General features: G+C 55.6%; 16 protein-coding genes and 1 riboswitch. Of the genes, 5 read left to right on the top strand and 11 right to left on the bottom strand.

The features are described from left to right. The first annotated feature begins 2 nt into the window (after positions 1–2). A complete protein-coding gene (locus AAF465_06425; protein MEM7082351.1) occupies positions 3–1,349 on the top strand; it encodes a sigma 54-interacting transcriptional regulator in 1,347 nt (448 codons plus the stop codon). Between the two features lie 20 nt (positions 1,350–1,369). On the opposite strand, the gene wecB is transcribed toward AAF465_06425, so the two are convergent. After that, positions 1,370–2,476 carry a UDP-N-acetylglucosamine 2-epimerase (non-hydrolyzing) gene (gene wecB, locus AAF465_06420; protein ID MEM7082350.1) on the bottom strand — a complete coding sequence of 369 codons (1,107 nt, stop codon included), beginning with the start codon at positions 2,474–2,476 and terminating at the stop codon, positions 1,370–1,372. Between the two features lie 197 nt (positions 2,477–2,673). Between wecB and AAF465_06415 the strand changes: the two genes are divergently transcribed. Beyond that, entirely contained in the window at positions 2,674–4,134 is a 1,461-nt protein-coding gene (locus AAF465_06415) for a lipopolysaccharide biosynthesis protein (protein MEM7082349.1), read from the top strand. Positions 4,135–4,244: 110 nt separating this feature from the next. Here the strand turns inward: AAF465_06415 and AAF465_06410 are convergent, their stop codons facing one another. The 3 genes from AAF465_06410 to lhgO all read right to left on the bottom strand — a co-directional run bounded on the left by AAF465_06410 (position 4,245) and on the right by lhgO (position 7,173). Continuing rightward, the gene (locus AAF465_06410) at positions 4,245–4,904 is read right to left on the bottom strand and encodes a PIG-L deacetylase family protein (protein ID MEM7082348.1); all 660 of its coding nucleotides are present in this window, start codon (positions 4,902–4,904) and stop codon (positions 4,245–4,247) included. Positions 4,905–4,906: 2 nt separating this feature from the next. Further along, a complete protein-coding gene (locus AAF465_06405; GenBank protein MEM7082347.1) occupies positions 4,907–5,683 on the bottom strand; it encodes a sugar phosphate nucleotidyltransferase in 777 nt (258 codons plus the stop codon). A gap of 290 nt (positions 5,684–5,973) precedes the next feature. Next, positions 5,974–7,173, bottom strand: a complete 1,200-nt coding sequence (gene lhgO / locus AAF465_06400; protein MEM7082346.1) for an L-2-hydroxyglutarate oxidase — start codon at positions 7,171–7,173, stop codon at positions 5,974–5,976. A 114-nt stretch (positions 7,174–7,287) separates the two neighbouring features. On the opposite strand from lhgO, the gene AAF465_06395 reads away from it, so the two are divergent. From AAF465_06395 to AAF465_06385, 3 genes are read left to right on the top strand one after another with little or no spacing between them, the layout of a single operon-like run. Further along, entirely contained in the window at positions 7,288–8,865 is a 1,578-nt protein-coding gene (locus AAF465_06395; protein ID MEM7082345.1) for an acyl-CoA ligase (AMP-forming), exosortase A system-associated, read from the top strand. After that, entirely contained in the window at positions 8,865–10,103 is a 1,239-nt protein-coding gene (locus tag AAF465_06390) for a pyridoxal-dependent decarboxylase, exosortase A system-associated (protein ID MEM7082344.1), read from the top strand. Before AAF465_06395 ends, AAF465_06390 begins: the two co-directional genes overlap by 1 nt. 22 nt (positions 10,104–10,125) lie before the next feature. Then, on the top strand, positions 10,126–11,004 hold the full coding sequence (locus AAF465_06385; protein MEM7082343.1) for an EamA family transporter: 879 nt from the start codon (positions 10,126–10,128) through the stop codon (positions 11,002–11,004). Positions 11,005–11,082: 78 nt separating this feature from the next. Here AAF465_06385 and AAF465_06380 read toward each other — a convergent pair whose 3' ends face one another. The 7 genes from AAF465_06380 to AAF465_06350 all read right to left on the bottom strand — a co-directional run bounded on the left by AAF465_06380 (position 11,083) and on the right by AAF465_06350 (position 25,652). Beyond that, positions 11,083–12,510, bottom strand: a complete 1,428-nt coding sequence (locus tag AAF465_06380) for an asparagine synthase-related protein (GenBank protein MEM7082342.1) — start codon at positions 12,508–12,510, stop codon at positions 11,083–11,085. A gap of 121 nt (positions 12,511–12,631) precedes the next feature. Continuing rightward, a complete protein-coding gene (locus AAF465_06375) occupies positions 12,632–21,070 on the bottom strand; it encodes a choice-of-anchor U domain-containing protein (GenBank protein MEM7082341.1) in 8,439 nt (2,812 codons plus the stop codon). A 143-nt stretch (positions 21,071–21,213) separates the two neighbouring features. Continuing rightward, a riboswitch (cyclic di-GMP riboswitch) is annotated at positions 21,214–21,309 on the bottom strand. A gap of 289 nt (positions 21,310–21,598) precedes the next feature. Next, a complete protein-coding gene (locus tag AAF465_06370; protein MEM7082340.1) occupies positions 21,599–22,843 on the bottom strand; it encodes a glycosyltransferase in 1,245 nt (414 codons plus the stop codon). A 1-nt stretch (position 22,844) separates the two neighbouring features. Next, complete coding sequence (locus tag AAF465_06365) at positions 22,845–23,720, bottom strand: hydrolase 1, exosortase A system-associated (GenBank protein ID MEM7082339.1); 876 nt, start codon at positions 23,718–23,720, stop codon at positions 22,845–22,847. Continuing rightward, the gene (locus AAF465_06360) at positions 23,717–24,562 is read right to left on the bottom strand and encodes a hydrolase 2, exosortase A system-associated (GenBank protein MEM7082338.1); all 846 of its coding nucleotides are present in this window, start codon (positions 24,560–24,562) and stop codon (positions 23,717–23,719) included. The genes AAF465_06365 and AAF465_06360 overlap by 4 nt, the downstream gene beginning before the upstream one ends. A gap of 7 nt (positions 24,563–24,569) precedes the next feature. After that, positions 24,570–24,833, bottom strand: a complete 264-nt coding sequence (locus AAF465_06355) for an acyl carrier protein (protein MEM7082337.1) — start codon at positions 24,831–24,833, stop codon at positions 24,570–24,572. 144 nt (positions 24,834–24,977) lie between these two features. Next, positions 24,978–25,652 carry a hypothetical protein gene (locus AAF465_06350; GenBank protein MEM7082336.1) on the bottom strand — a complete coding sequence of 225 codons (675 nt, stop codon included), beginning with the start codon at positions 25,650–25,652 and terminating at the stop codon, positions 24,978–24,980. Between the last annotated feature and the right edge of the window lie 46 nt (positions 25,653–25,698).

The following is a 25,698-nucleotide window of genomic DNA, read 5'->3' as shown; positions in this document are numbered from 1 at the left end:
TTATGAAGACGCCACCTCGCATATTATTGGTTGACGATGATCCAGGCCTATTGAGGTTGCTGAGCATTCGACTTCTGGCCGAAGGTTACGAAGTAGAAGGGGTCGATAACGGAAAGGCGGCACTGGATGCCACTGCGTCGTTTCGACCGGACGTCGTGCTCACTGATTTGCAGATGGAGCAAGTCAACGGCATTGAGCTGTTGCAGTCGATTCAGCGAGACTGGCCGGGGTTACCCGTGGTGATGATGACGGCCCACGGAACCATCCCGGACGCGGTCACCGCCACACAAAGTGGTGCGTTTGGCTTTATCACCAAACCGATCGACAAGAACGAATTGCTTGACCTGATCAGCCGAGCCATCAAAGTATCCCGGCCACCTGAAACGACAGACGCCTGGCGCGACGCCATCGTCACTCGTAGCCCGCTGATTAATCGTTTGCTCGACAAAGCTCACGCGCTGGCACAAGGCGACTCGCGCGTGCTCATCACCGGCGAAAGTGGTGCCGGCAAGGAAATCTTGGCCACCGCCATTCACAAAGCCAGCACACATCGGCAAGGCAAATTGGTGGTTATGAAATGCAGCACCATGGCCGAGAATCTTCTCGAGGCGGAACTCTTTGGGCGTGCCGCCGACACGTTCGCGGACGCACCCACCTCTCAACCCGGCCTGTACCAGCTCGCACAGGGCGGCACGTTGATTCTTGATGAAGTCGCCGATATGCCGATGCGTCTTCAGGTCAAGTTGCTGCGCGTAATTGAGGAGCAAAGCGTGCGCCCAGTGGGCGCGGCCGACGGCGTGCCGGTTGACGCTCGCCTGATCTCCACAACGCACAAAGATCTCAAAGCGCTGATCATGGACGGCAAGTTTCGCGAGGATCTGTACTATCGATTAAGTCAGAGTTCACTGCACATTCCCACGCTCAACGAGCATCCAGAGGACATCCCAATACTGGCCAACTACTTTTTAGAGCAGTCGATAGCCGCACAGAATCGACCGCGCATGGTGTACGCGCCTGAAGCCATCGAGGCGCTAATGAGCGCCAAATGGCCAGGCAATGTTCGGCAACTCAAGAACAAGGTAGCGGAGCATGTCGAACAGTGTCGTACACCGGTCATCAGCGTTGAGTTGGTTCAGGACAGTCTTGGCGAACACGCGACGGTGCTGCCCTCGTTTACGGACGCGCGCGACGAGTTTATCCGCAACTATCTATCGCAACTTTTGAAAATGACGGGCGGCAATGTCAGTCAGGCGGCGCGCATGGCCAAACGCAACCGTACCGATTTTTATAAGTTATTGTCGCGTCACCAACTGGATCCGGAAGTCTTCAAACACACGGCGGGCCACTAGCGCCCCTGTCGCGCCAATCGCTAGCGCAGCGCTTGATGGCGAGCCCATAGGTCATCGGCCGCGCGTGCAGCGGTTTTGCCATCCCACCGGTCCGGGCAGCGTCCAGTTGGCCACTGATTGTCGAGAACACGTTGCACATTGTTCATCAGTTCACCAACAACCGTTAGCTCGTTCGTACCTTGTTCGATGGTGATGGGGCGCTCGGTGGAGTCCCGCAACGTCAGACACGGTACGTTGAGATAGGTGGTTTCTTCCTGAATCCCACCCGAGTCGGTGATCACTAAGCGCGCACCCGTCACGACGTTCATAAATTGAATATAGCCCAATGGTTCACACAATGTGAGGCCCTCAATGGAAGCTAACCTGTCTGACAGGCCAAACTCATTCAGCCTTGCGCGCGTTCTTGGATGCACAGCGAATACCAGCGGAATGCGGGCCGCGGCAAGCTCGATCTGATCGACCAGCGTCGTAAGAGCTGGCGCGGTATCGACGTTTGATGGCCGGTGCAGCGTGACAACGCCATAACCGTTTTCCACGAGACCGAGATCGGAGCGCGTTGTATCACTCTCGATCTGCTCACGCATCAATTCAAATGAGTCGAGCATAATGTTGCCAATGCGCGTTATTTTGTCAGGATGCACGCCCTCAGAGAGCAAATGCTCATCGCCATCGGGCGATGGCGTCCAGAGCACATCGGCAATGGCGTCGGTAAGAAGCCGATTGATTTCTTCGGGCATCTTTCGATCGCCACTGCGCAAACCCGCTTCAAGGTGAATGACGGGTATCCAGAGCTTAGCCCCCACCATCGCGCAGGCAATGGTCGAATTAACGTCTCCCGCCACGATAATCCAGTCTGGGCGAGACGCCATACACACTTTCTCATACTCGATCATTACGCCACCGGTTTGCTCCGCATGCGTTCCGCTGCCCACGCCCAAATGCACGTCGGGCTTAGGCAAACGCAAATCGGTGAAAAACGCATCCGACATATTCTTGTCGTAATGCTGACCGGTATGCACGATCACGGGCTGACACCACTCTTTGCTGTTGAGCTCGTGGTAAAGCGGGGCCACTTTCATAAAGTTTGGTCGCGCCGCGGCGATGAGGTGGACAACGATGGGTTCCATGTCAATCCTGCCGAAAAAAAGAGCAGTGTAATCGTGATGCGACGGCAACGCAAAGCGATCAGTTCCTTGACAAAAGTTAAAATAGTGCTGTCGGCTCAGGCACATAGGGGTGTTATACTCACGCGCACTCTTCGCCGCTGACAAGCCTCTACCCGCTCATGACAGAATCCTCGAAACCCGACAGCGTCGGAACCCGCGTGATAATTGGTGTTATCTGGATGGTGCTCCTGAAGATCGCCATTCGCGGACTGGCGCTGATCAGTCTGACCATTTTGGCGCGCCTCTTGAGCCCGGAAGACTTCGGTGTGGTGGCGATGGCGATGTTCGTCTATGCCGTGCTGGATTCCATCGCCTGGTTCGGTTTTGACAGTGCCTTGATACAGAACCAAGAAGCCGACGCCGATCATTACAACACCGCATTCACCTTTAACGTGCTGTTTTACTCTGCGGTTGCATTGCTTCTGGTCGTGCTCGCTCAACCGGCTGCTGGCTACTATCGCGAGCCGCGCGTTGAAGACATTTTGTATGTGATGGCACTCGGCGCGTTTGCCTTTGGCTTCGAGAACATTGGTACCGTCGACTTTCGCAAACACATGCTGTACGAGAAGGATTTCCAGTTCATGTTGTCGAAGAAGATCATCGCCTTTGTGGTGACGATTCCACTCGCTTATCTGTGGCGCAACTACTGGGCACTTGTGGTCGGCGTGTTGGCCAGCCGCATTGGCGGTACGCTCATCAGCTATGTGCTGTCGCCATTTCGACCTCGATTCACGCTCAAAAAAGCCGGTGAACTCTTCGCCTTTTCAAAATGGCTGTTTCTCAATACGCTGTTTTTCTCAATTCGCACACGCATCGCCGAACCCATTCTGGGACGTATGGCCGGACCAACAGCATTGGGGCATTTCAACATGGGGTATGAAATTTCAAACATGCCCACCACCGAACTCGTCGCGCCGATCAACCGAGCAGTCTTCCCCGGTTACGCTAAAATCAAAAATGATTTGTCGCAAATGCGTCAGGGCTATCTCAAGGTCATTGGCATCATTGCACTCGTGGCACTTCCAGCAGCGGCAGGAATCGGTGTTGTCGCGCCATTGCTCGTGCCGGTATGGCTGGGAGAAAAGTGGCTCGACACGATCCCACTGATGCAAGTCCTGGCCTTCTCAGGCGCGCTTACGGCCATCATGACCAACGCGGGCTCAGTGTTTCTGGCGATGGGACAACCGCGCAAACTGGCCCTGCTCGGCGGCGCCTATGTCGTGCTGCTGGTCGCACTCATTATCCCATTGACCAAAGAGTACGGCGCGGTCGGCGCGGCGTGGGCCTATATTTTGACGTCACTGGTCATCAATCCAATCCAGTACGGCTTTCTTTTTCATTTGATCGAACTGAACGCCATGCGTTTTATTGCGGTGATCATTCGACCGGTACTCGCGATGGCGGCCATGTACGGCTGTGTTCATCTGCTGATTCAATGGATGACATCCACTGGAATGGGACTGGTCATTCAACTGCTCATTGCGGTTGTCTTTGGTGCGCTTGTATACGGACTGACGGCACTGTTTCTGTGGCTCGCCGCGGGTCGGCCGCCGGGGGCAGAGGTGGATTTGATCGAGCGCGTGTGGCCGGTGATCCGACGACGACTGCCGGGCGGTTAAAGCGCGGCGCTACGCTCGGCCGCTCACACACGGACGTCATCCGATTCGGCTCGCGCTAGCGCGGTGTGTTAATCGATCGTTGTAAGGTGCCTTGCGCCTGTATGTAATGTCTACAGCAACAGCTTGCGCGCCACAAAGGCCTCGGCAAAGCGGGTTGGGCTTGCGCACTCCACGCCGCGCAATCGCGCCAAACCGCGAAACAAATCTTCATCAAACCACTGCTTATCAAGCTGCGAGCGATAGCATTGCATCAAAATATCGATTTTTCGCTGCATGATGTCTTCGCTGAGCGCGACGAAAGCATTAGGCCGCTCAAGCTCACCGTCGAACTTGGCGATTTCGTATTCCAGCACACAGTGGTTGCGAAACGTATTCCACGTCAGATCGCAGACGGTGCGATGATCCTGATGTCGATCATCGCGTTGGTGGGTGAGTATAAGATCCGGGTTGGGCAGTGCCTTAAGGGATTCGAAAAACGCTTTAATGCCGTTAAATTCAGTGGGAAAAAAACCATTGCGGAACGTCTGCGTCAGCACCTCGAAGCGACCGGCTTCGGCCAAAAACAGGCTAGCAGACTCGCGCAGCTCGGCAGCGCGTTCATCGTTACTCGTGAGCGCCACCCACGTGACTCGTGTATCGGGCCAGCGATTCAGCCAGGTCAGCAGCGCGCCGCCGGCGCCGATATCAATATCGTCACAATGCGCACCGAGACACAGCACATGGCCACCGCCCTGCTGCAATCGCTGATCGATCGCGGCAAACGCCTCCATGATCAGGTATCCCAGACTTTCCAGGGTCGATCGCCCCGGCCATCCATGCGGTCAAACGTGATCTTATCCTTGAACGTATCCATCGCCGCCCAAAAGCCATCATATCGATAGGCCCAGAGTTTGTTTTCCTTGATTAAGCGCTGAAAAGGCTGTTCGACAAGCTCATCGCCTTCCTCGATGTAATTAAAGATCTCTTTTCGTAGTGCAATGTATCCGCCGTTGATCCAAAAATCCGACATTGAGGACGGCTCAATACGGTTTACATCGCCGTCATCATCAATCACTACGCTATGAAAGGACTGCGCGGGGCGTACACCGACCATGCCGGCCACGGCATCGCGCTGTTGAAACTCATCAAGATAGTCGGCCAAGTTCACGTCCGACAGTTGATCACTGTAGTTACACAAGAACATATCCTCGCCCTCGAGAAGATGTTTGACGCGCATCAATCGCTGACCGATATTCGAATGCAGTCCAGTATTGACGAACGTGATATTCCAGTCATCAACATCGGAACCAGAGGGAACGATCACCTCGCCCTTTTTCTTGTGAACCACATCCGCACCCGAGTACGGTTCATAGTTCAAGAAATAGTCCTTGATCATGTCGCCCTTGTAGCCAAGGCACAAAATAAAATCGGTGTGCCCGTAGTGCGCATAAAATTTCATCATGTGCCACATAATCGGACGATCACCGATCGGCACCAGCGGTTTAGGAATCGTGCCGGAATGCTCGCGGAGGCGGGTGCCAAGTCCGCCACAAAACAGAACAACTTTCATGTCGTATCCTTGTTATCAGTGGGCGCTAAACACGCGCGCATCGCAAAGATGGCGCAGGCTTTTAATAGCGCGGAATGGTAGGCCACTCAACGGGTTCTGTCCAACACGCACGTCTCAGTTCTGCTACATTGCGGCGCAGCACGGCGACATTTTGCACGGCCCGACTCGGCGCGCGGGGACACCTTTGGGACATCTGTCTTCGGCGACTGCGACCCGCATCTACCCTTTTTGATACCGACAATCCCCGTCACGCCGGAAGCGTGATGCCCAGAGGTCAGGGTCATCCAGGCTTAGAGCTGCACGGCAAATTGGTCGACGAAATACTCAGCCAGAGAAAGCGAACAGGTGAACGCGGGTGATACGGCGTTCAGCACATGGAACGACCCCTGGTCACCTTCGTAGACAAAGTCCATCTCCAGTTTGTTCGTGCGCTTATCGATCAGCTGCGCTCGAATTCCAGACGGCCCCCACTCGGAAAAGTCATCCTCCTCGACGTCTTCTGCCAATTCGCTCGCCAGCCGAATCATCGTGGACTTGAGGTACTTGGGCAGTTCAGCGATGGCAAGATCGCGAAAACCGAAGTCGTTACGCACAAATAGCCCGGCCTGCTTCGATACGATGCGCGCCATCTCACCCAGCCGGAATCGCGACACGCCTTGATAGTGTTCGCGCCAAAATGCGGGGATTGCGGTCGGGCCAATGCTCACCTGTCCATCGGCCGCCACGGTGTAATGCACACCCAAAAACGGATTCGCTATATCGGGCACGGGATAGATATTGGTCGCCACCGTGCCTTTGCGACCGGCGTTCAAATACAGCCCCTTAAAGGGCATGATTGTGTAATGTTCGCTAAAGCCAAACTGGCGCGCCACCTGGTCCGCATAAAGGCCAGCCGCGTTCACGACAAAGCCAGCCTGAACCTTGCGATCAGAAAAAATCAACGTGTCGTGCTGACGCTCAACAAACGCGCAATTCGTCACGATCTCGATATGACTATTGCGCGCATCTTCAACCAGAGCCGCCATTACCTCGCGTGGGTTCACCGAAACCGTGTCGGGGGACCATAGGCAATCACCTTTCGATTTCACGCGTGGTTCGATTTTGCGTGCCTCGTCAAGGGACATACGCTCAAGGCGAACACCGTTCGCGGCGCCTCGCTCAAGCAGCGTATCCAACACCGGAATATCCGCCTCCTGACGCGCGACCACAAGCTTGCCGCAGCGATTCAGCGCAAGCCCACGCGATTCACAATAGGCCGCCATTTTGCGACTGCCGTCGCGTGTGAACCGGGCCTTTAGACTGTCCGCGGTGTAATAGAAACCGGCGTGAAGCACACCACTGTTGCGACCGCTCGCGTGATAGCCACACTCATGTTCCTTATCGAACACGACAATGGAGGCTTGGGGCTGACGACGACGGATTTCGAGCGCGACGGTGATACCGGCCACGCCACCACCGATAATGACAAAATCGGCCTTAGTTAGACTCACGCGAAGATCTCCCTGTCGAATCAAATGGCCCACTATACCTTTTTTGTGACGTCCGACTGAACAATCCAGGGACGCTCAGGTATAATTCCGGCGATTTTACATGGAGAGAGACTCGTGACCCTGTGCCTATCCCAGCTTCTCACGCATGGAGGAAAAACCAGCGATAGTGCGCCCGCCATCAGCGACCGCAGCGGCACGCTGAGTTATGGTGAACTGATCGATCTTGTACACAAGGTCTCGCACGGCGTGATCGCGGCCGGCGCCCGACATCACGACCGTGTCGCGGTATATCTGCCCAAGCAAATTGAGACGGTGGCGACCATGTTCGGCACGGCCCATGCGGGCTGCGTGTTTGTCCCGGTCAATCCGCTGCTAAAACCGGCACAAGTGCAGCACATTCTCACCGACTGCGATGTTCGCATCTTGGTGACCTCGCGGAGCCGCGCCGCTGGCCTCAAGGACATTCTCGGCAACTGCCCAAAGCTTGAGCAAATCGTCCTGATTGACGAGCCCAAAGACTTGGCTGTGCCTCAGGCGCTCGCCACCTGGCAAGACTTTACCGGCGCGCCAGCCGTGACGCCTCACCGAATCATCGATACCGATGTGGTATCGATCCTGTATACCTCGGGCAGCACCGGTAAACCCAAAGGCGTCGTGCTGAGTCATAAAAATATGGTGACGGGCGCGTTTAGCGTGTCGGAATACCTTGAGAACACACCTGATGACAAACTGCTGGCCGTTTTGCCTTTTAGTTTTGACTACGGATTCAGTCAGCTGTCCACCGCATTTTGCCGAGGCGCAAGCGTCGTGCTGATGGAATACTTGATGCCCAATGATGTTATTCGCAAAGTGGCCGATGAGCGCATAACGGGACTGGCGGGTGTGCCGCCTCTATGGAATCAGCTCGCGGCGCTAGACTGGCCTGGCGACGTGACAAACCACCTTCGCTATATCACCAACTCCGGCGGTGCCATGCCCAAAGTCACCTTGGGCGCGCTGCGTAGCGCATTACCGCAGACCAAACCCTATCTCATGTACGGCCTGACGGAGGCGTTCCGCTCAACCTTTCTTCCGCCTGAGCAGATTGACCAACGGCCAGAATCCATGGGCAAGGCCATTCCGAATGCCGAAATCATGGTGGTCAACGACGACGGACAACTCGCTCAACCCGGCGAAACCGGTGAACTCGTGCACCGTGGTTCGCTGGTGTCACTGGGGTATTGGAATAGTCCGGAGAAAACCGCTGAGCGCTTTAAACCGGTTCCGGCGATCAAAGACGGCCTCGTGATGGATGAGATTGCCGTGTGGTCGGGCGATCGAGTTCGCATCGATGACGAAGGCTATCTCTTTTTCGTCGGCCGACGTGATGAGATGATTAAAACCAGCGGCTATCGCGTCAGTCCAAACGAAGTGGAAGAAGCACTGTTTTCGACCGGTCTGGTCAGCGAAGCGGTGGCACTCGGGGCGGCTGACGAGCAGCTCGGCCAGGCCATCGCGGTGGTGGTTATGCCGGCGCCCAACGGCGCCAAAGACACCGCTGCCCTAATGCAAGCCTTACGCCAGGAGCTCGCTAATTTTATGCTGCCCAAACACGTGCTTTGGCTCGATGAGATGCCGCGCAACGCCAACGGCAAAATCGATCGAAGCGGTATTGCTCAATCACTGCCTGATCTGCTCAAGGACGCCGGCTAATGCATACGATCCGTTTCACTAAGCACGCTGATATTACGCATTTCGACATCGACGGGGACGAACTGGTTGTTGGTGGCAAGCGGGCAAGCGAGCTGGTCGCTATGGCGGATGGCCTTCCCGTCTACGTCTACGATCGTAAAATTATGCAGGCCAAGGTCGAATTGCTTCGAGAACATTTCCCCGAGTCGGTCAAACTGCATTACGCCATCAAAGCCAATTCCCACCCAGAGGTCGTGCAATTTTTGGCGGGTCTGGTCGACGGACTGGACGTGGCTTCGGCACGTGAATTAACGGTTGCTGCCTCCACCCATACGCCACGCGACGAAATTAGCTTTGCCGGCCCTGGAAAACAGCCCGAGGAGCTACGCGCGGCAATTGAACACGACATTGTGATCAACTGCGAGAGCACCACCGAACTGGCGCGCATTGATCGCATCGCGCGCGAGCTCGACAAGAAACCACTTGTCGCCATTCGCGTCAATCCTGATTTTCAATTGCAAAACTCCGGCATGAAGATGGCTGGGGGTCCACAACAGTTTGGCATAGATGCCGAAACGGTACCGGATGTGTTATCGAGCATGGCCGACATGCACTTGACGTTTCATGGCTTTCATATTTTCAGCGGCTCTCAAAATCTAAGCGCTGATGCCATCATCGAAAGTCAAAACAAGGCTTGCGAACTGGCCGAACGGCTCGCGCATCACGCGCCAGCACCCGTACACATGCTCAACATTGGCGGCGGCCTGGGAGTGCCCTATTTCCCCGGCGAACAACCGATTGACGTCGCGCCGATTGGTGAACATCTGCATGAACTTGCCGCCTCGATGAAAGATCGATTACCGGAAGCGCAGCTGATGATCGAGCTCGGCCGATTTTTCGTGGCCGAGAGCGGCGTCTATCTGTGCCGCATTACCGACAAGAAAATCTCTCGCGATCACACATTCTTGATCAGCAATGGCGGACTCCACCATCATCTGGCGGCCAGCGGAAACTTCGGGCAAATATTGCGCAAGAATTATCCCGTCTGCATCGCTACTAAGATGTTGTCAGATAACACGACTAACGCGTCTGTCGTCGGTCCATTGTGTACGCCGCTTGACCTACTGGCTGCAAAAATGGATCTCGCCACTTGCGACATTGACGACCTGGTCGCCGTGTTTCAGTCCGGCGCCTACGGCTACACAGCCAGTCCGCATTACTTTTTGAGTCATCCCGCCCCCCGCGAAATCTTTCTGTGAACGCCTACGCGGAGTTCGCCGCGTGAATACCGCATCGCTGTATTTGACTGCCGTCATCATCTGGGGCTCAACATGGCTTGCGATCGAGTATCAGCTCGGCGTCGTTCCACCCGAAGTCTCGGTCTTTTATCGCTATCTGATCGCGGCGGCAGTGTTATTTGGCTGGTGCTTGTTTCGACAAATCCCGATGCGTTTCGACCTCAAAGCACATTCGCGTTTCGCTCTACTGGGATTGATGTTATTCAGTCTCAATTATCTACTCACCTACCAAGGTCAACGATTCATCACGTCGGCCCTTATGTCCATCGCGTTTTCGACGATGGTCTGGCTCAACATCATTAACTTGCGATTATTCTTCAAAGAACGCACCGGCTGGCCGGTGGTGGTAGGCGCAACTCTCGGCATCCTTGGCATGACGCTAATGTTCGCGCCCGCTGTTCAACACCTCACACTCGAAGACGATACAATTATCGGCGCGTTGCTGGGCCTCACTGCCACGTATCTAGCCTCGCTTGGCAATATGGCGGCGCAGCTCGCCCAACGCGAGCAGCTGCCTATCGTGCAGTCGAACGCGTGGGGAATGGCGTATGGCGCGCTATTCAATGGACTGATTGCATGGGTATTAGGCCGCGAATTTGTATTTGATCCGTCCGCGCAGTACGTTTCGTCACTGATTTATTTAGCCGTGTTTGGCTCGGTGATTGCCTTTGGCGCTTACCTGACGCTACTGGGTCGCATTGGCGCGGCTCGTGCTGGCTACATCACCATTTTGTCGCCGTTGGTCGCGATCGTGTTGTCCGTGCTATTTGAAGATCTCGAAATCACTGGCGTGATGCTGGCGGGAATGATGATGGTGTTGGCCGGCAACTACTACGTGCTGAGTAAACGCAATTCTCAATGACAAGCAAGCTGCCTGCTGAGTATCGCGGGTTTCGGTAGGGCCCACACCAAGTATAGAATAATCTTTCCATCCAGTGCGTTAGCGCAGCCACTGGCGCATCCGTTTGGCGGTGCCATAGGCGCGTGATCCCAGTGTATTTTGAAGTCGCGACCAAGGGGTACTTGTCTCGCTCTCAACCTCCACATCATAGCGCTGCACAAGAATCTCAATCGCCGCCAGCTTGGCGACCACGGTCGACAGCGTCAAGTCCTTTGGCCAGAGACTCATCACTGAACGCAGGGCGCTCGCATTGATCACGCCCTGCTGGCACAAGGCGCCATCAAACAGCAAATCCGCGAACATCTCGCGCAGCTTAAGATAGTCGCGCTGCTTGCTGTGTTGACGAAATAAAGCGCCCGATTCGTCAACCCGACCACTGAACGACACGCCAGTGCGCGCCCATGGATAGTCATGTAAAAACGGGTCCAGATTTTTAAGCAAATGTCGATAAACATCATCGGTACGATTGACCACATCCAGTGAGTACACAAACTCCGCCAGTGGCGGGTAGCAAAACGGATCGTATTTATGGCAATGCGCAAAGCGCTTGGTGAGCATGCGACGAAGATAGTTTTCGTTCATATCGAGCTCGTTCACCGCAATCGTCCCTGGCGGACTCTGATCCGTGGACCACGCCAACGCCCGGTCATCGCTAACGATCCGCGCCTGCTGCGGCAGCGTGTTGACGTTGTATAGGAAATAGGGATTACCCACTCGAAACGGTGCGCGTTCCGTAACATGCCGGTGCGAGTAAGACGCACGCCCCATGCCGTCACCATAATGCGCAAATAAGATGGCATGATCGGGTTGCAATTGACTCAGTAACGCAGGATCGACCTCGAGCGGATTATAATCCAGCGGAGACATTTCAGCCCCCGCATGCTCCACCGCGTAGTACACCGAGTCGAGATTCTTATCCGGATCATACGGGACTAAAGTAAACGACCATCCGTAGTGACCGGCGATATCTCGTGCGTAACACACATCGCGGCTTTCGGGGTGTCCCCAGTTGAGCACGCGAATTTCGTTACCTTTGGCGTATTTTTGCAGCAGGCCGGCAATGACCCGACTGTCGTATCCGCCGGAAAGCGTCAGCCACAGCGTGGCGTGTCTCGATGCGATCTCGGTGACGTATTCGCCCATAATGTCTTCAAACACATCGGCGATTGCCGCTTCAGATAAAACTGTCGAGCCATGCGCGAACGGCGGTCCGCGCTCAATTCGACCCTCCTCTGTCAAGGTCGAATGCCATGGAAAGCGGCTTAGGCCCTTGATCAAAGTGCGATCACCCACGACATAATTGAAATTCAGTAATGAAACGATGGCCGCCGTGTCGAGTCGTCGTGTGGACAGGGCGCTCACCGCATCCGGAAACGACTCGACAATGTTTGCGCTATGCGCGACCAGATAGGGAGACGATTCACCGAATTTGGCGCTTTGATAGAGGATTCGAGGGGTATCGGACATACGAACAGTGAGCTGAGGCCATTAAGAAAACCGTGCACAGCATATAGCAAAGCACGATGAGCAGAAACCCGCGAACGGTCTACGTTGAGCAAGAAAAAACCGGCCTAAGGCCGGTTTTTCATTATGCCGTCGGCGTATTGGCAAAACGACGCCGCGCCGCACTGAATAACAGCAGCGGCATGAACCAATGTACCGCGCCTCCGCCACCAGAATCACCGCCCGCAGCGGGAGGCGTCACGGGCGATGGCGGGGGCGGCGTGGGTGCCGGCAAGGGCGCCGGTGCCTGCTCGGTCATCACCATCGGACCGCTCGGATCCACGATAATGCCATTAACGATTCCGTCCTGATCGCCCAAACCGCCGTCTACCAACCGGACGGTGGCGCGATTGCCGTTGAACGTGACAAAGTCAGAGTAGTCAACCAATTCGCCGGTCGCCTCATCGTATTTCTGCCAACCGCTTGACGGGTCGTAATTCTCCGGCAACCACACGCTGACAAAAACCTCGGTGGGCGCATTTGGATCAATGATGAGTCCTTCGATCCGGAAGGTGAACATACCGAGCGGCAGTTCCGCATCGCTACTGAGTTTACCAAGATCCATGCTCGAATTCGGCACAGAGGTGTAACAGCGAATCGTGCCGGAATTGGTGGTCAAACCAATCACGTTACGCCCTTGCGCATCGTATAAATTGCAAATGCCTTCGAGCTCGTCAGGCGTGCCGTTGGCGTTGGTGTCCGCGCCCGCCGGCACTTGGTACTCATCATTGATTCCATCGCCGTCCGCGTCATTCGGAAACTCGGTCGCCGCTGTCATCGACACCGTTTCCGACCAAGCAGAGGGAATGTCTGTGTTGTCAAAATGGCGCGTGCGAACAAAATACGTTACGCCAGGATCCATGACACCCGTCGGTACCACGATCGCGGTGGCCCCGGGCACCAGTCGATGCATCACAACACTTAAGAACTGGTCATCCAGAGCGAGCTCCCATTCCGCATAGCCCAACGCGCTGCCATCAACGTCTTCATAGCCGTTGACCGGATCCAACACCAACTCCGACAGAGCCGCTCCATTCTCGGGCTCAAGCATGGGTCGCTCAGGTGCCGCATTTTCGAAGTTATCGTTAGCGTCACGAGGATTACTGCCAAACTCGACTTCAGCGCCGTCGCTCTGTCCATCATTATCGGTGTCGACCATCATCGGGTTTGTACCCGCGAGATATTCTTCCTGATCGGTTAATCCATCACCGTCGAAATCGCCAAGACCGTTGTTTTGCAATGAGCCAAATAACGCATTTTCCCAAATATCGGGCATGCCATCCGCATCGCCATCCACATAAGAAATTTCAATCGTATCGCTGATGTCGCCACCGCGTCCGCTACAGATGATGGTATACGTTTCCGCCACGTCAACGGGACCCACCAGACGGAAACCGCCGGTCGATAGCGTCCCGCTCCAACTACCCGACGCGGCACACTCAAGTGTGTGTTCAGATTGCCACGTCAAGACGGCGGTCCCATCGATACCCAGTCCCAATGGCGATACCGCAAACTCGAGTTCGGGGTCACGGATCACATCGGCGAGCACAATGTTTAGCGTGTCGGACATCGTACCGCCCGCGCCAATGCACTCGAGCGTCAAGGACAAGTCTTTCTCGATATTCTCGAACACTTGGGCGCCCGAAACGTCTCGCGCACCAAACCAATCTCCGGACGCCGTGCAAATCGCTGCATCCGTCGCCGTCCAGCTAACGGTGACCGTATCACCTGTGTTGGGACTCACCGGATCCGCGGACAGACTGATCGCCGGCAGCGTCGATTCGCCTACCGCCACTACCACCGAGCGGGTCACGCTACCACCCGGCCCGGTACACGTGAGCGTGTACGTACTGTCACTGGTCAGTGCATCCGTCTGCTCTGAACCGACGGTACTTCGCGGGCCCACCCAGTCGCCACTGGCGACACAGCTATCGGCATTATCGGCATCCCAGTAAAGCGTGGTTCTAGAAAGCGTTGAAACCGTTGCTGATGCCGCTGAAAAGGCCAGCGATGGCGGCTGAACCGGCGGCGCGCTTAACGGCGACACGAGCAGTTCATCCCATGCCCCGTCGCCGGTGGTGCCTTGAATACTGGCCCATACACCGATCGTGCCTTTATTCAGTCGCGCGGCACCAACGTCCTCGCACGTTGCCTGCCAGAGGGTGGGCTCGGTTTGTTCATCCACCCACACTCGGCTTCGAAGAATCGTGCGATCGCCGCTGCTTTCTGCCTCGATGGCAAAGCGGTACCAGTTACCGGGCTCCACTTCGACACCGGTGTCCAAATCTCCGACACAAGCGAGACCGGTGCCGTGACTGCTCAACACGAAGGTTGTGCCTGTTTCGTCAACGCCCAAGCGATAGTAATGCGGACTCAATGGCATTTGCGACAAGAACGTGACGCCGGCTTTATCTTCATAGTTATCGATCCGAATACGGCCCGAATATCGATAGTCCTGCCACGTAAATGCATTGTTTAATACGTAGTGCGAGTGCAGATTTTCACCCTCGAAGGCCGTTAAGGCGAGCGCCTGAGTGCCGCCCACACTTTGCACGCGGAAAGACGCTTGCGATGCGCCCTGCGTGAAATTTGGACCCGTATCAAACCAACCGACCGGATCGGTGTTCATTAGATCGTTCTCAAAATCCTGTAGCGGCATGTCAGCCAGTGCGGCCACGTCGGCACTCACCGAAACGCTGGCACCACCACCAATTCCAGAACAGGTCAAACTAAAGTTCGCCGAATTAAACAGGTTATTGATGGTTTCGGTGCCCGACATCGGCTTGTCGCCGCTCCAGTCGCCGGACGCCACACAACTGTCGGCGCTTTCCACTGACCAGCTCAATTGCGCGGAGCCACCATATGGAATGAAACCAGGCTCTAAATTCAAGTTGATATTGGGTGCTGGCGCGTCGCTCACTGTCACGTTACGCGTTTCCACATGATCGCCACCGGGTCCCGTGCATAGCAACGTGAAGTTGGTGTCGCTTTGCAAATCGGTCACCACCAAACTACCGTCGAGCGGTTGATCACCTGACCATCCACCAAACGCCTCGCAACTCGTGGCATTGTCGGTCGACCAGCTCAGCGTCACCGAATCACCAAATGCGATGGACTCCGGGGACGCAAACAAATCGATGTGCGGTACCGGCGCTTGATCGACCGCAACCGTAACCGTTTCGTTTGCTTCACCGCCCGGACCATCGCACAGCAAGACAAAATCCGCATCGTCCATCAAGTTGGAAACCTGTTCAGCGCCGGCGGTTGGCTTAACGCCCGACCAAGCACCAAAGGCCTCGCACGTATCGGCACCGGTCGAACTCCAAGTAAGAACCGTAGTGCCGTCGAAATCGACCAGCGTCGGCGCGGCGTTGAGCGCCAAGGTGGGCGTATCAATCAACACATCCACCGATAACGACGAGTCATTCTGCCCACCTGCACCTGAACACACCAAGACAAACTCACTGTTGGCCGTAACCGGACCCACCACTTCGCTGCCACTGAGCGACCGCGCGCCAGTCCAACCACCGAACGCTTCACATGCCGTGGCGTTGTCCGTCGACCAAGAGAGCGTAACGAACGTGCCGTAGTCGATCGACGTACTGCTTGCGTTCAGCGACACAGAAGGCAACGGTGCATCACCAACATTGACCGTCACCAAATCACTGCCCGAGCCGCCATCGCCGTCACAGAATAAGGCGTAGGAGCGATCGCTTGTGAGATTAGACACGGTCAGCGAGCCATTGAGTGCTTTGGTGCCCGACCAGCTACCGAACGCCTCACAGCTTGTGGCGTTTTGCGTCGACCAGGTCAGTGTGGTTGATCCATCGAAGTCTACGCTCGATGGGCTTGCCGAAATCGTCACGCTGGCGGACGGTACCGAAATGGGAACCGTGAGCGACTGACCGGCGTCGCCACCTGCACCGCTGCAATTGATCACAAATGTACTGTCCGACGTGAGCGGGCCGACCGATTGGGTACCGGACGTGCCAAGCGTGCCCGACCAATCGCCGGAGGCGCTACAGGAGTCGGTGTTGGTCGAGCTCCAGCTCAACGTCGTCGACTCACCAGACTGAACGCTGCTCGGTGTCGCAACAAAACTGACTGAGGGCGCGCCGGCCGCCGACACATTGACGTTCACCGAGTCACTGGTCGATCCACCGTCTCCAGTACACGTGATGGTAAACGTGCTATCGCTGGTCAGCGCGCCGCTCGCTACCGACAAGCCGCTGGTGCCCACGTTGCCAGACCATGCACCGCTGGCGATACAGCTATCCGCGTGCTCACTGATCCAGCTTAGGCTCGTCTCGTCGCCAAAGGCAACCGACAGGGGTGCGGCGGTCAGTGCCACAGTCGGTGTTGGAGAGGTGACATCCACCGACACGCTATCGGCCGCTGTGCCCCCGACACCCGTACAGGTCAATATAAAACTACTGTCTTGCTGAAGTGGGCCCACCGTTTCACTGCCTGACAAAGCGCGTCCACCCGTCCACGCACCAGACGCGATACACGATGTTGCGTTGTCGACACTCCACGTGATCTGCGCCGCCCCATTAAAGGCGACCGATCCTGGCGTCGCAGACAAGTCGATGTTCGGGAGCTGTGCGGCGGCGACACTGATCACCTTGGTATCGCTGACACTGCCCCCCGGTCCGGTGCACGACAACGTTAAGGTCTGATTGCTTTGAAGCTGGCCAAACGATTGCTGCCCCGACGGGCCACGCGCCCCGGCCCAATCACCCGACGCGGTACATGCCGTAACGTGAGTGGTGCTCCAACTGGCCACCGAGCTTCCGTTAAACGCCACGCTCGACGGAGACACGCTGAAACTAAGTGTCGGCGACGGCGCGACACCAACCGCCACGGTGGTGCTGTCGCTACCGGAACCGCCTAGGCCCGTACACGTGAGTGTAAACGCGGTTGTCGCCTGCAGTGGACCAATCGTAGTGGAGCCGTTTAACGGCTGACTGCCTGACCAACCGCCGGCAGCAACACACGATTGGGCATTGCTGGTTGTCCAACTGAGGGTCGTGGCGCCATCAAAATCCACTGAATTCGGGGACGCGATCAACGCGACCGAGGGCGCCGGAACGGGTGCTACATCGACGGTCGCGGTGCGTTGAATGGTGCCGCCGGGACCGGTGCACGATAGGGTAAAACTGGCATCTGATTGAAGCCCGCCCACTGTCTCGCTACCACTGATCGGACGGCTCCCAGACCAGTTTCCGGAGGCCGAACAGGTCGACGCATTCAGCGCGCTCCAGACGAGCGTTGTCGACCCGTTGTAATCAATTGACGTAGGCGAGGCATTTAACGTTAATTGTGGGGGCTCTGGTGGCGCGACAAGCACCGTTACACTACGACTCTCGGTTCCGCCCGCCCCAGAGCAGCTCAAAAAAAACGTCTGGTTGCTTTGTAACGGCCCAATCGACTCACTGCCGTTGACGGGCCTAGCCCCGGCCCACGCGCCACTGGCCACGCACGAATCGGCGGACGTGGATTGCCAACTTAACGTTGTGAATCCGTTGTAATCGATACCGACCGGGTCAGCGCTAAAGGTTACCTCCGGCCCAGGCACGATGACCTGGTTCTGAACATCAAAATATACGGTTGTGAGCTGCGTTGTGCCGTTTTGCAGTACTACCTCGGCGGTGAGCGAATGCGTTCCGTTTTGGAGACTCGTCGTATCAAACCCTTGCGTGCCGCTAAATAAAAAATCATACGGTGCGACGTACTCGATGCCATCAGGCGAGCCGCTTGCATTCGTATTGTCGAGAAAAAATCGAACAATATCGACATTTGTTTCGGGTGTTAGGTACGCAAATAATGGGCCGGACACCGTCGCGCCGTCGAGCGCAAACGAATCGTCATGACTCGCCGAGGAGCTTTGCGAAATGGTATAACTAAGCGCCTCTTCAATGGTCACCGCGACCTCGTCGCTACGCGTGCCGTTGGCGTTTGTACAGGACAGAACAAACGTACTGTCACCGGAGATCGGTCCGATCGATTCGCTGCCGCTTGTCGCCTTACTACCGCTCCAATCGCCGCTTGCCGCACAGCTGTCGGCATCATTTGACGTCCAGCTAAGCTGCACCGAACCACCCGCTAACACTGAGGGAGAACTTGCCGTAAGCTGCACCGTCGGCGGCACGTCGCCGCTGGTGCCTGGCGCCTGGATATCGTTGAGTGAAACGATCACTTCGTCGTAGAGTGTGTAGGTGTCCTGTCGATTCGAATCAGGCTGCTTACCCGTATCGTAAGGCAATAGCCACAGCGCGTTATGGGCGGGTCCGTTACCTAAATCGATGTTATTACGATCGATGATCAGATCCCAATCCTGACCTTCACGAGCCGCCCAAATCTTGACATGCGTATTACCCGTGTTCGTGCCTTGACTACCGAGCTTTACGTAAACCTTGAACGTTATCCACTCATTCGGGTGGTAAATAAATGCGCCGGTCAACGGATCAGGAGACCCGGTACTCGACCCATAAGAATAGAGACCACCGTATCGAGCGCGATCATTTTCGCACGCATTGCCCACGCTCTGCGGTCCACGGTCAACCGCATTTTGATGTCGAAAGTCTGTCGACGAGCACGCGGTGTTTGCCGACACCTCCATACTCGGATACGCACCGTTCGAATTTCGATGGTACGCCTGCGGAAAACCGCGATAGCGATTGTTATGCAGAACGATTTCATTAAGCTGATTCGAGCCACATTCGTTAGTTTGACAATCCTGGCTAACGCCATTCATCTCGTACGCGTTGCGACTGATAATCGACTGCTTCCATCCGCCGCCACCATTGAACACGTGCGTGGCGTAATACGCAGGAAAATACTGTCGATACGACACGTAAAACTCATCGCCTTCAACGAACTCACGTTGATCGGCCGATAGCCAACGTCGCCAGCTGCCGGACGCCGCGCCATCGGTTTTGAGAATGTCCATGCGCAGTGCACCGTTGCCTGACGCGACATTGCCTGTTTCCCACTTAACATTCCCTTGCGAGTTATCGAGATGCTTCCAATTGTGCACGTCACCCGATGTATCAAAGCGCGTGGCCATTAGCACACCAGCCGCTGTTGAGCGCGACGACCAGTCCGATCCGCCTGGCGGCGGCGGTGGCGTGGCATCATCGTTGACAGACACCACAGCGGTATCCGATGCATCACCACCCGCGCCGGAGCACGTCAGCACAAACGTGCTGTCCGCTTGAAGATTACTGACCGTCTGGCTGCCCGATAGAGTTTTATTCCCTGACCAGTCTCCAGAGGCGACGCAATTAGAGGCGTTGCTGCTCGACCAAGACAACGTGACATTGCTGCCCGCGTCCACTGTCGTTGCGCTGGCGTTGAGATTCACTGTGGGCACTTGTGGTGGTGGCGCGCCGCCACCGGTTGGCTTATACACAAACACGTTGCGATCGGTCTTGTTGACCAATACAAACGCGCCAATGGACGGCGCATAGCGGAAACGACCAAACGTCCCGTTACTGTTTTTCGCACCCGGTGACGTTGCACCCGGTGGGGTAATTTTGTCGACCTCCATGGTCTCAGCATCAATGATGTAGACGGTTTTACCACCTGTCCAGGCGATGTAGTTATCGTTAATCGGATCGTAATCAAGGCCCATTTGACTGGAGTTAGCCAGCTCCAGTCCGCCGCTACCGGTAAATGTCGAATTACTCAACAAGTTATGGTTGCTCGGTGACGAACTATTGAGATTCCAATAAAACGCTTGCTGACCTGATCCACCCAACACCAGCATGCGATTACGCGACGTGTCAATCGCGGCCGTGGCATAGATATGGAGCGCTTTAGACGCCAGATAACTGTGTGTATTCGCCGCCGGATCGTATTTGTACAACCGGCCACCTAAAGACCGATGGTAATACACCGTGTCCGTGACGCGGTTGTAGGCAGAGTAGCCGACTACCATCGCGCCATTGTTGTCGCCGTCTGCCCCGCGGGTCCACTCGAGATTGCTGTTATCGAAATCGAGGCGCCACACTTTTGAGTCGCCACTCGATCCGCCCGGACTCTTGGCATAGGATGCGGTGGACAAAAACATGTTTTGTGATTCGACAAACACCAACGCGTTATAGGTGTGCCTCGAAACCGGGCGTCCGTCTGGATATTGCCCAGCCGACTCATGCGATGACGTCGCCGAATACGGTGATGGCGGCATGATCATTTCCCACGATTCGGTATCGAGGTCAAAGCCGTACATGTCGTTACCGTAATAATCTTGGTGGCCACCGCCCCAAATAATCAGGCGATTTTGAACGGTATCAAACACACCACCATTCCACGCGTCCATCATAGCGGTAAAGCCCAGAACACCGGAGTAATTGCAATTATTGCTGGGGCACGGATCCACAGAATCCATACGAGAATTTGGAATTTCGTACCACTGGCCGGGCGTCAGGTCACTGGCCAGATCAGCGTACGAAAAGCAGGCAAAAAGCGCAGAAGCGAACAGCAGAAAGCGGGCGAACACATTCGAAGGGTGCATGATCATTTGATCTCAGTAATAGCGTTTAACAACTGATCAAATGACTCTGTCGCAGCGGATGGACCAAATGACACACAATGCACCTATCTTGTTGTGTTTCTTTGTCTTTTGATACCACACTCACAGCGCGATAACGCGGTAAGTTCATCCTTGGTAACCCCGCTATCGTAGGACTCAAACGTATAAAATCCCTTAGACCGGAGGCTTTGCGACCCCGCCTTTCAACGGGTGAGCCTTTGTCAACTACGGGTCGGAGTATGCGCCCGGGTTTGGGGTCAGTATGTGACATTGATCACGTTCTCCGACGAATTGAAGTTATGACAAACCTCTGTCAACCACCGGTGCCAACCAACAAAATCAAGGACGGTTTACGGCGTTGACAAAGTAAATGCTACCCGGTTTTGCACGTAACCGGATGTGGCAATTATTGCGCGTAGCGTAAGTGCCGCACACGCATGATCGACAGTCGATTGTGTTGCGATAGGTGACACAGATACAGCGTTGTTTCTGTGTAAATTTGCCGCATTCTTCGGTCTACGTTGATGCCGCTAAACACAGCGAGTCGAGAACACGCGCCAGATCGCCAGCCTGGTGCTCACGTGAATAGTGCGTCACACGATCGGGTGGCATGACACTCAATGCGCCGTTTTGCGCATCGGCAATAAAACGGTCCAGCGCAGCTTCGATTTCGCGCGCGTCGTCGATCTGAGCGATGACTCCCGCATTTTCTTCGCGAATAGTCGCCGCGGTATCCCCATGCGCGTCAGTCAACGCAACAATTGGACGACCTGCGCGAAAATACTCATACAGTTTCGCTGGGATCTGTTCATTGCAATTAGCCGCCTGAAAAATCAACAGCCCCGTGCTCGCGATCATTTCATTGAGCACCTGCTTGTACGGTAGTGGCGGCGCCAGCTCGACCAGATCCTGGATACCATATTGCGCGAGCATTGGCGTGTAGTGCGCATCGTGCCCAGTGGCTCGCAAACGCACACAGAAATTCTCATGACTTATTTTCTGTTGCTGTTTCATCGACGCCAACGCTTCAAAAAACGGCCGCGGGTCTCGTTCAGAGGGATATAAGATTCCGGCGTGCAACAGCACAATCCGATTCGTTTTGTCGGCCTTGGCCGCCGTGACATCGCGAAAAGAGGATTCGTCGTAACCATTGGGTAAGCACACAAACTTCTTCTCAGGTTCATCAGGATGAAGTGCGGCATAGTGGCGGGTGGCGCCGGGTGTTGTCAGAACGCATCGGTTCGCTCGTGCCACCACCTTACTTTGAAACGCCAACAGCGCGTCGCGCTCTTGCGCGTCAAGCGGCCAGTCTTCGCACGCCATCAGATCACGAAAGTCCGCCACCCACGGAATAGTAAATTCTGACGCCAGCGTGTAGGCGATCCGATGAGCCGTCACAATCGGGTAGGTTGACCAAATCGCGTCGAATCGTCCGCTTTTTAACAGCTTGCGGCCGGTGCGTACGCCATCGAACTGCCAGCTCATCCAAGCATCTGGCTTGGCCAAAAACCCCGGGTAACGACCGAATAATGAGAGATGCTTACGGGTGTTGAGCGCCCAGGCTCGATGTACGGCAACGTGCTCAGGAATATCACCCAATTCATCATCACCGGTGTCGGCATAGGCCATCGGGTGGACAGTGAGTACCTCCGGATGCCAACCATACTGTTGAAGGTAAGCGGAGTATCGCAACGTGCGTTGTAAACCGCTGCTGCCTTTTACTGGAGGATAGTGAAACGCGATGAGTAAAACTCGCTTCATGTCAGACCTCATCGTCGACTGCGAGCCAAGAACGCACGTCTTCCACTACTTGTTGCTTCCAATCACTTCGCGAAAACGTGTGATTCGCCTCAGCAACTCGAGAGTGCGTCCAGTTTGCGACGGCCTCACGCCAGTCCGCTGATTGCGCCACCCAGTCTTCAAATTCGTTTGCGGTAAAATCGTTGCCCGATAAAATCAACAGCACTCGACCTGAAAAGTGTTGCGCACCGCGCAACATGTGCTCACGAAAATCCACATAAGTGGTTGCCACGGGTGACACTTGACGACTCAGTTTAATCTTCTTCACCACATCAACCAACGACGCCATCACGTTGACCTGGCCACGCAGCAGCTTTTTCCAAAATTCACCGGATAGAAAACGTTTACCATAGTAATGCTTGACGACCGCTTTGGCTTCCGTCGCTTCGCTTCTCACCCAGGGGTTGAGCAACACCAATTCACTCACACGCGAATCAAATGCCGCCACCATCAGCGCCGTGGACGCGGCATCACACAACCCAAACACCGACGTGTGAGTGGTGTTGGGCAACTCGCTCTGCAGAGTATCGAGCGCGGCGAGCACGTCCGCCTCGACCTGCTCAAAATCAAGGTAGGGGCCCGCGCTATCCCCCATCCCACGATAGTCAAAGCGCAGCACCGACGTACCGGATGCCGCCATCGCGCGCGCAAATTCAACGAACTGACGATGACTGCCGACCCGATATTGAGGACCACCCACAATCAGTAACATGGCACGGGTCGAGGCCGGTTCTGCGCGATGCAGTATCGCGGTGAGGTCGACCCCGTCAACGGTAAACGTGAGAGGCTGTTCATTCCACGTCATGTCGCTTGCTTCAACATCGTGGTTCGGGCTCATGATTGACTTGCCTCATGAGCGCCACTGGTCACCGCCGCCGTTGTGCGTGCTACGAGCTCCGGAACGACAACCAATTCGGTTGCCGCCCAAAACTGAGCACCCTCCACGACTCGAACCCGCGCACGCATGCCGGCGTCGGACCAGCGTTGTGTGTGACGAGCAGCCGCCGCCGGCGGCTCCGCATCGGAGGAAGTGGCAATGGCAAACCAATCAACCCGGTCCAAAGCGGGCGTCAGTTGCTCGAGCTTTCGCGACTGGCAGTCCTCAAATAACGCAGCGGACACTTCGTAACCGGCCACTTCAACGCTTCCACCTGATTTGAGTGTGGCTTGCATGTCCGCCACACTCGGCCCCTGATCGCCGCTCATCATATGAGCCGCGGTTTGTAGACGTAGGAACTGGTTGAGCGATTGAGCGCCGGAGGTGACCGGTTGCCAAAGTATGGCGTGATTAATCGTAAGCGGTGACGCACTGACAAAGTGGTCCAACATCAATGCACCAAAGCGCACCGCCAACGGGGTGCAATGGGTGAATCCTTTGTTAGCCAGAAAGGCCAACACATCCTCGCCATCGCGTTGCCAATGGCCGAGGTTGGCCTGACCAAACGCCCCTTCGGAATCACCGGTGCCGTAGTAGTCAAACACAGCAACGGCGAATCCCGCATCACACAGGGTATTCGCCTGAAGCGTAAACAGCCGCCGCGATTTGTTCATCTCTTCGGCAAACGGCGCCAGTAACACTACGACGTGACGGGTGTCGTGCTGTGACGGCACACGGAGGGTCACGAACAGGTGTCCGGACCGCCCCTTGATAAACTGAGGCTCTACGCGATGCGGCGCCACGCGCGTGTTATTCGCTGAGCTTGTTCTCAACGAAGGAAACCAACGTGCCGAGCGTTTCAAACGTTTCGGCGCTGACCTCACTGTCGTCGATGAAAAAGTCGTAGTGATCCTCAAGCGCGGTCAAGATCGTCACAACCGCCATAGAGTCGATCTCTGGAATATTGCCGAGCAGTTCGGTGTCTTCCGTAATCGCACCACCATCGGCAAGCTGCAGAGTCTGCACAAGAATGTTGTGCACAGTCGAAAGCGTTGTGGAAGTTGTATCAGTCATAAATTATCCAACAGGTATTACAAGAAAAGAATGAGAGCGCGTCTCGCGCGGCCGCCGGCGTACTCACAAGTTCGATGAATGTCACGCGCGACAGCACGCTGGTTCAGACTCGGCGCCAGAAAAAAGGCGATACAATCTAAGCGGTTACTCCGAAGAGCTCGGCCACTTACCGGCACGCCGAAGTATATTACGAAGCCCTGGAAGCGGGTAACCCATATCGTATGCCCTCACCGCATACTGGTACGCGTCGTCGTACTCTTTGTTCTTGGCGAGTACCAGTCCGATGTTGTACTGCACTTCAGCCGACTCGGGCATTAAGCGCTCGGCCTCGGCGAACTGCATTTTCGCCTCGCTGTATTGTTTTTGCCGAGATTTGAACAACCCATAGAGCAATCGCACTTTTCCATCGCGCGGCTGGAATGTGATGGCGCGCTGAAAATAGCACTCCGGCGTCTTCGGAAGGGGCCGACGATGTTTCGGGTTTTTGCTCGATGCGTACTTCACAACCGCATACAGCGCCCGGTGGTGGTTGGGAAAGGCGCGCAGCGTATAGTCGAGGTCACCACCCAACTGATCGGGCTTACGCGCATGGCCGCGCAAACTCTCGACGCCCGCATCGAAGTGATGATCTTCGACCACTTTGAGTTTGGTGCGAAAATCAACCGGATTAGAATAATCGAATGGGCCGTAAGCATTGCTCAGGGAACCGCAATTTGGATCCATCTGAGCCTGCGCCGCGAACGGTGTGCTCACCGCCAGACACAAGGCGAGACGCCAGACTGTGCGTTTGGTCAAAAAGGATGTAGTACGGTTACTCATTCAACTTTTTCTCTCATCAAGTCATGGAAGACGGGTACGTGGGCCT

It is taken from the genome of Pseudomonadota bacterium, from assembly GCA_039028935.1.
GTDB lineage: Bacteria > Pseudomonadota > Gammaproteobacteria > Steroidobacterales > SZUA-146 > SZUA-146.
This window is presented reverse-complemented; position numbering and strand designations above follow the sequence as displayed.

What these genes read in the sequence shown, in the direction of transcription:
- AAF465_06365 (MEM7082339.1), bottom strand. Translation starts at nt 23,720, where the DNA reads ATGAGCCCGAACCACGATGTTGAAGCAAGCGACATGACGTGGAATGAA.
- AAF465_06410 (MEM7082348.1), bottom strand. Translation starts at nt 4,904, where the DNA reads ATGGAGGCGTTTGCCGCGATCGATCAGCGATTGCAGCAGGGCGGTGGC.
- AAF465_06375 (MEM7082341.1), bottom strand. Translation starts at nt 21,070, where the DNA reads ATGATCATGCACCCTTCGAATGTGTTCGCCCGCTTTCTGCTGTTCGCT.
- AAF465_06370 (MEM7082340.1), bottom strand. Translation starts at nt 22,843, where the DNA reads ATGAAGCGAGTTTTACTCATCGCGTTTCACTATCCTCCAGTAAAAGGC.
- AAF465_06390 (MEM7082344.1), top strand. Translation starts at nt 8,865, where the DNA reads ATGCATACGATCCGTTTCACTAAGCACGCTGATATTACGCATTTCGAC.
- AAF465_06350 (MEM7082336.1), bottom strand. Translation starts at nt 25,652, where the DNA reads ATGAGTAACCGTACTACATCCTTTTTGACCAAACGCACAGTCTGGCGT.
- wecB (MEM7082350.1), bottom strand. Translation starts at nt 2,476, where the DNA reads ATGGAACCCATCGTTGTCCACCTCATCGCCGCGGCGCGACCAAACTTT.
- AAF465_06425 (MEM7082351.1), top strand. Translation starts at nt 3, where the DNA reads ATGAAGACGCCACCTCGCATATTATTGGTTGACGATGATCCAGGCCTA.
- AAF465_06355 (MEM7082337.1), bottom strand. Translation starts at nt 24,833, where the DNA reads ATGACTGATACAACTTCCACAACGCTTTCGACTGTGCACAACATTCTT.
- AAF465_06405 (MEM7082347.1), bottom strand. Translation starts at nt 5,683, where the DNA reads ATGAAAGTTGTTCTGTTTTGTGGCGGACTTGGCACCCGCCTCCGCGAG.
- AAF465_06380 (MEM7082342.1), bottom strand. Translation starts at nt 12,510, where the DNA reads ATGTCCGATACCCCTCGAATCCTCTATCAAAGCGCCAAATTCGGTGAA.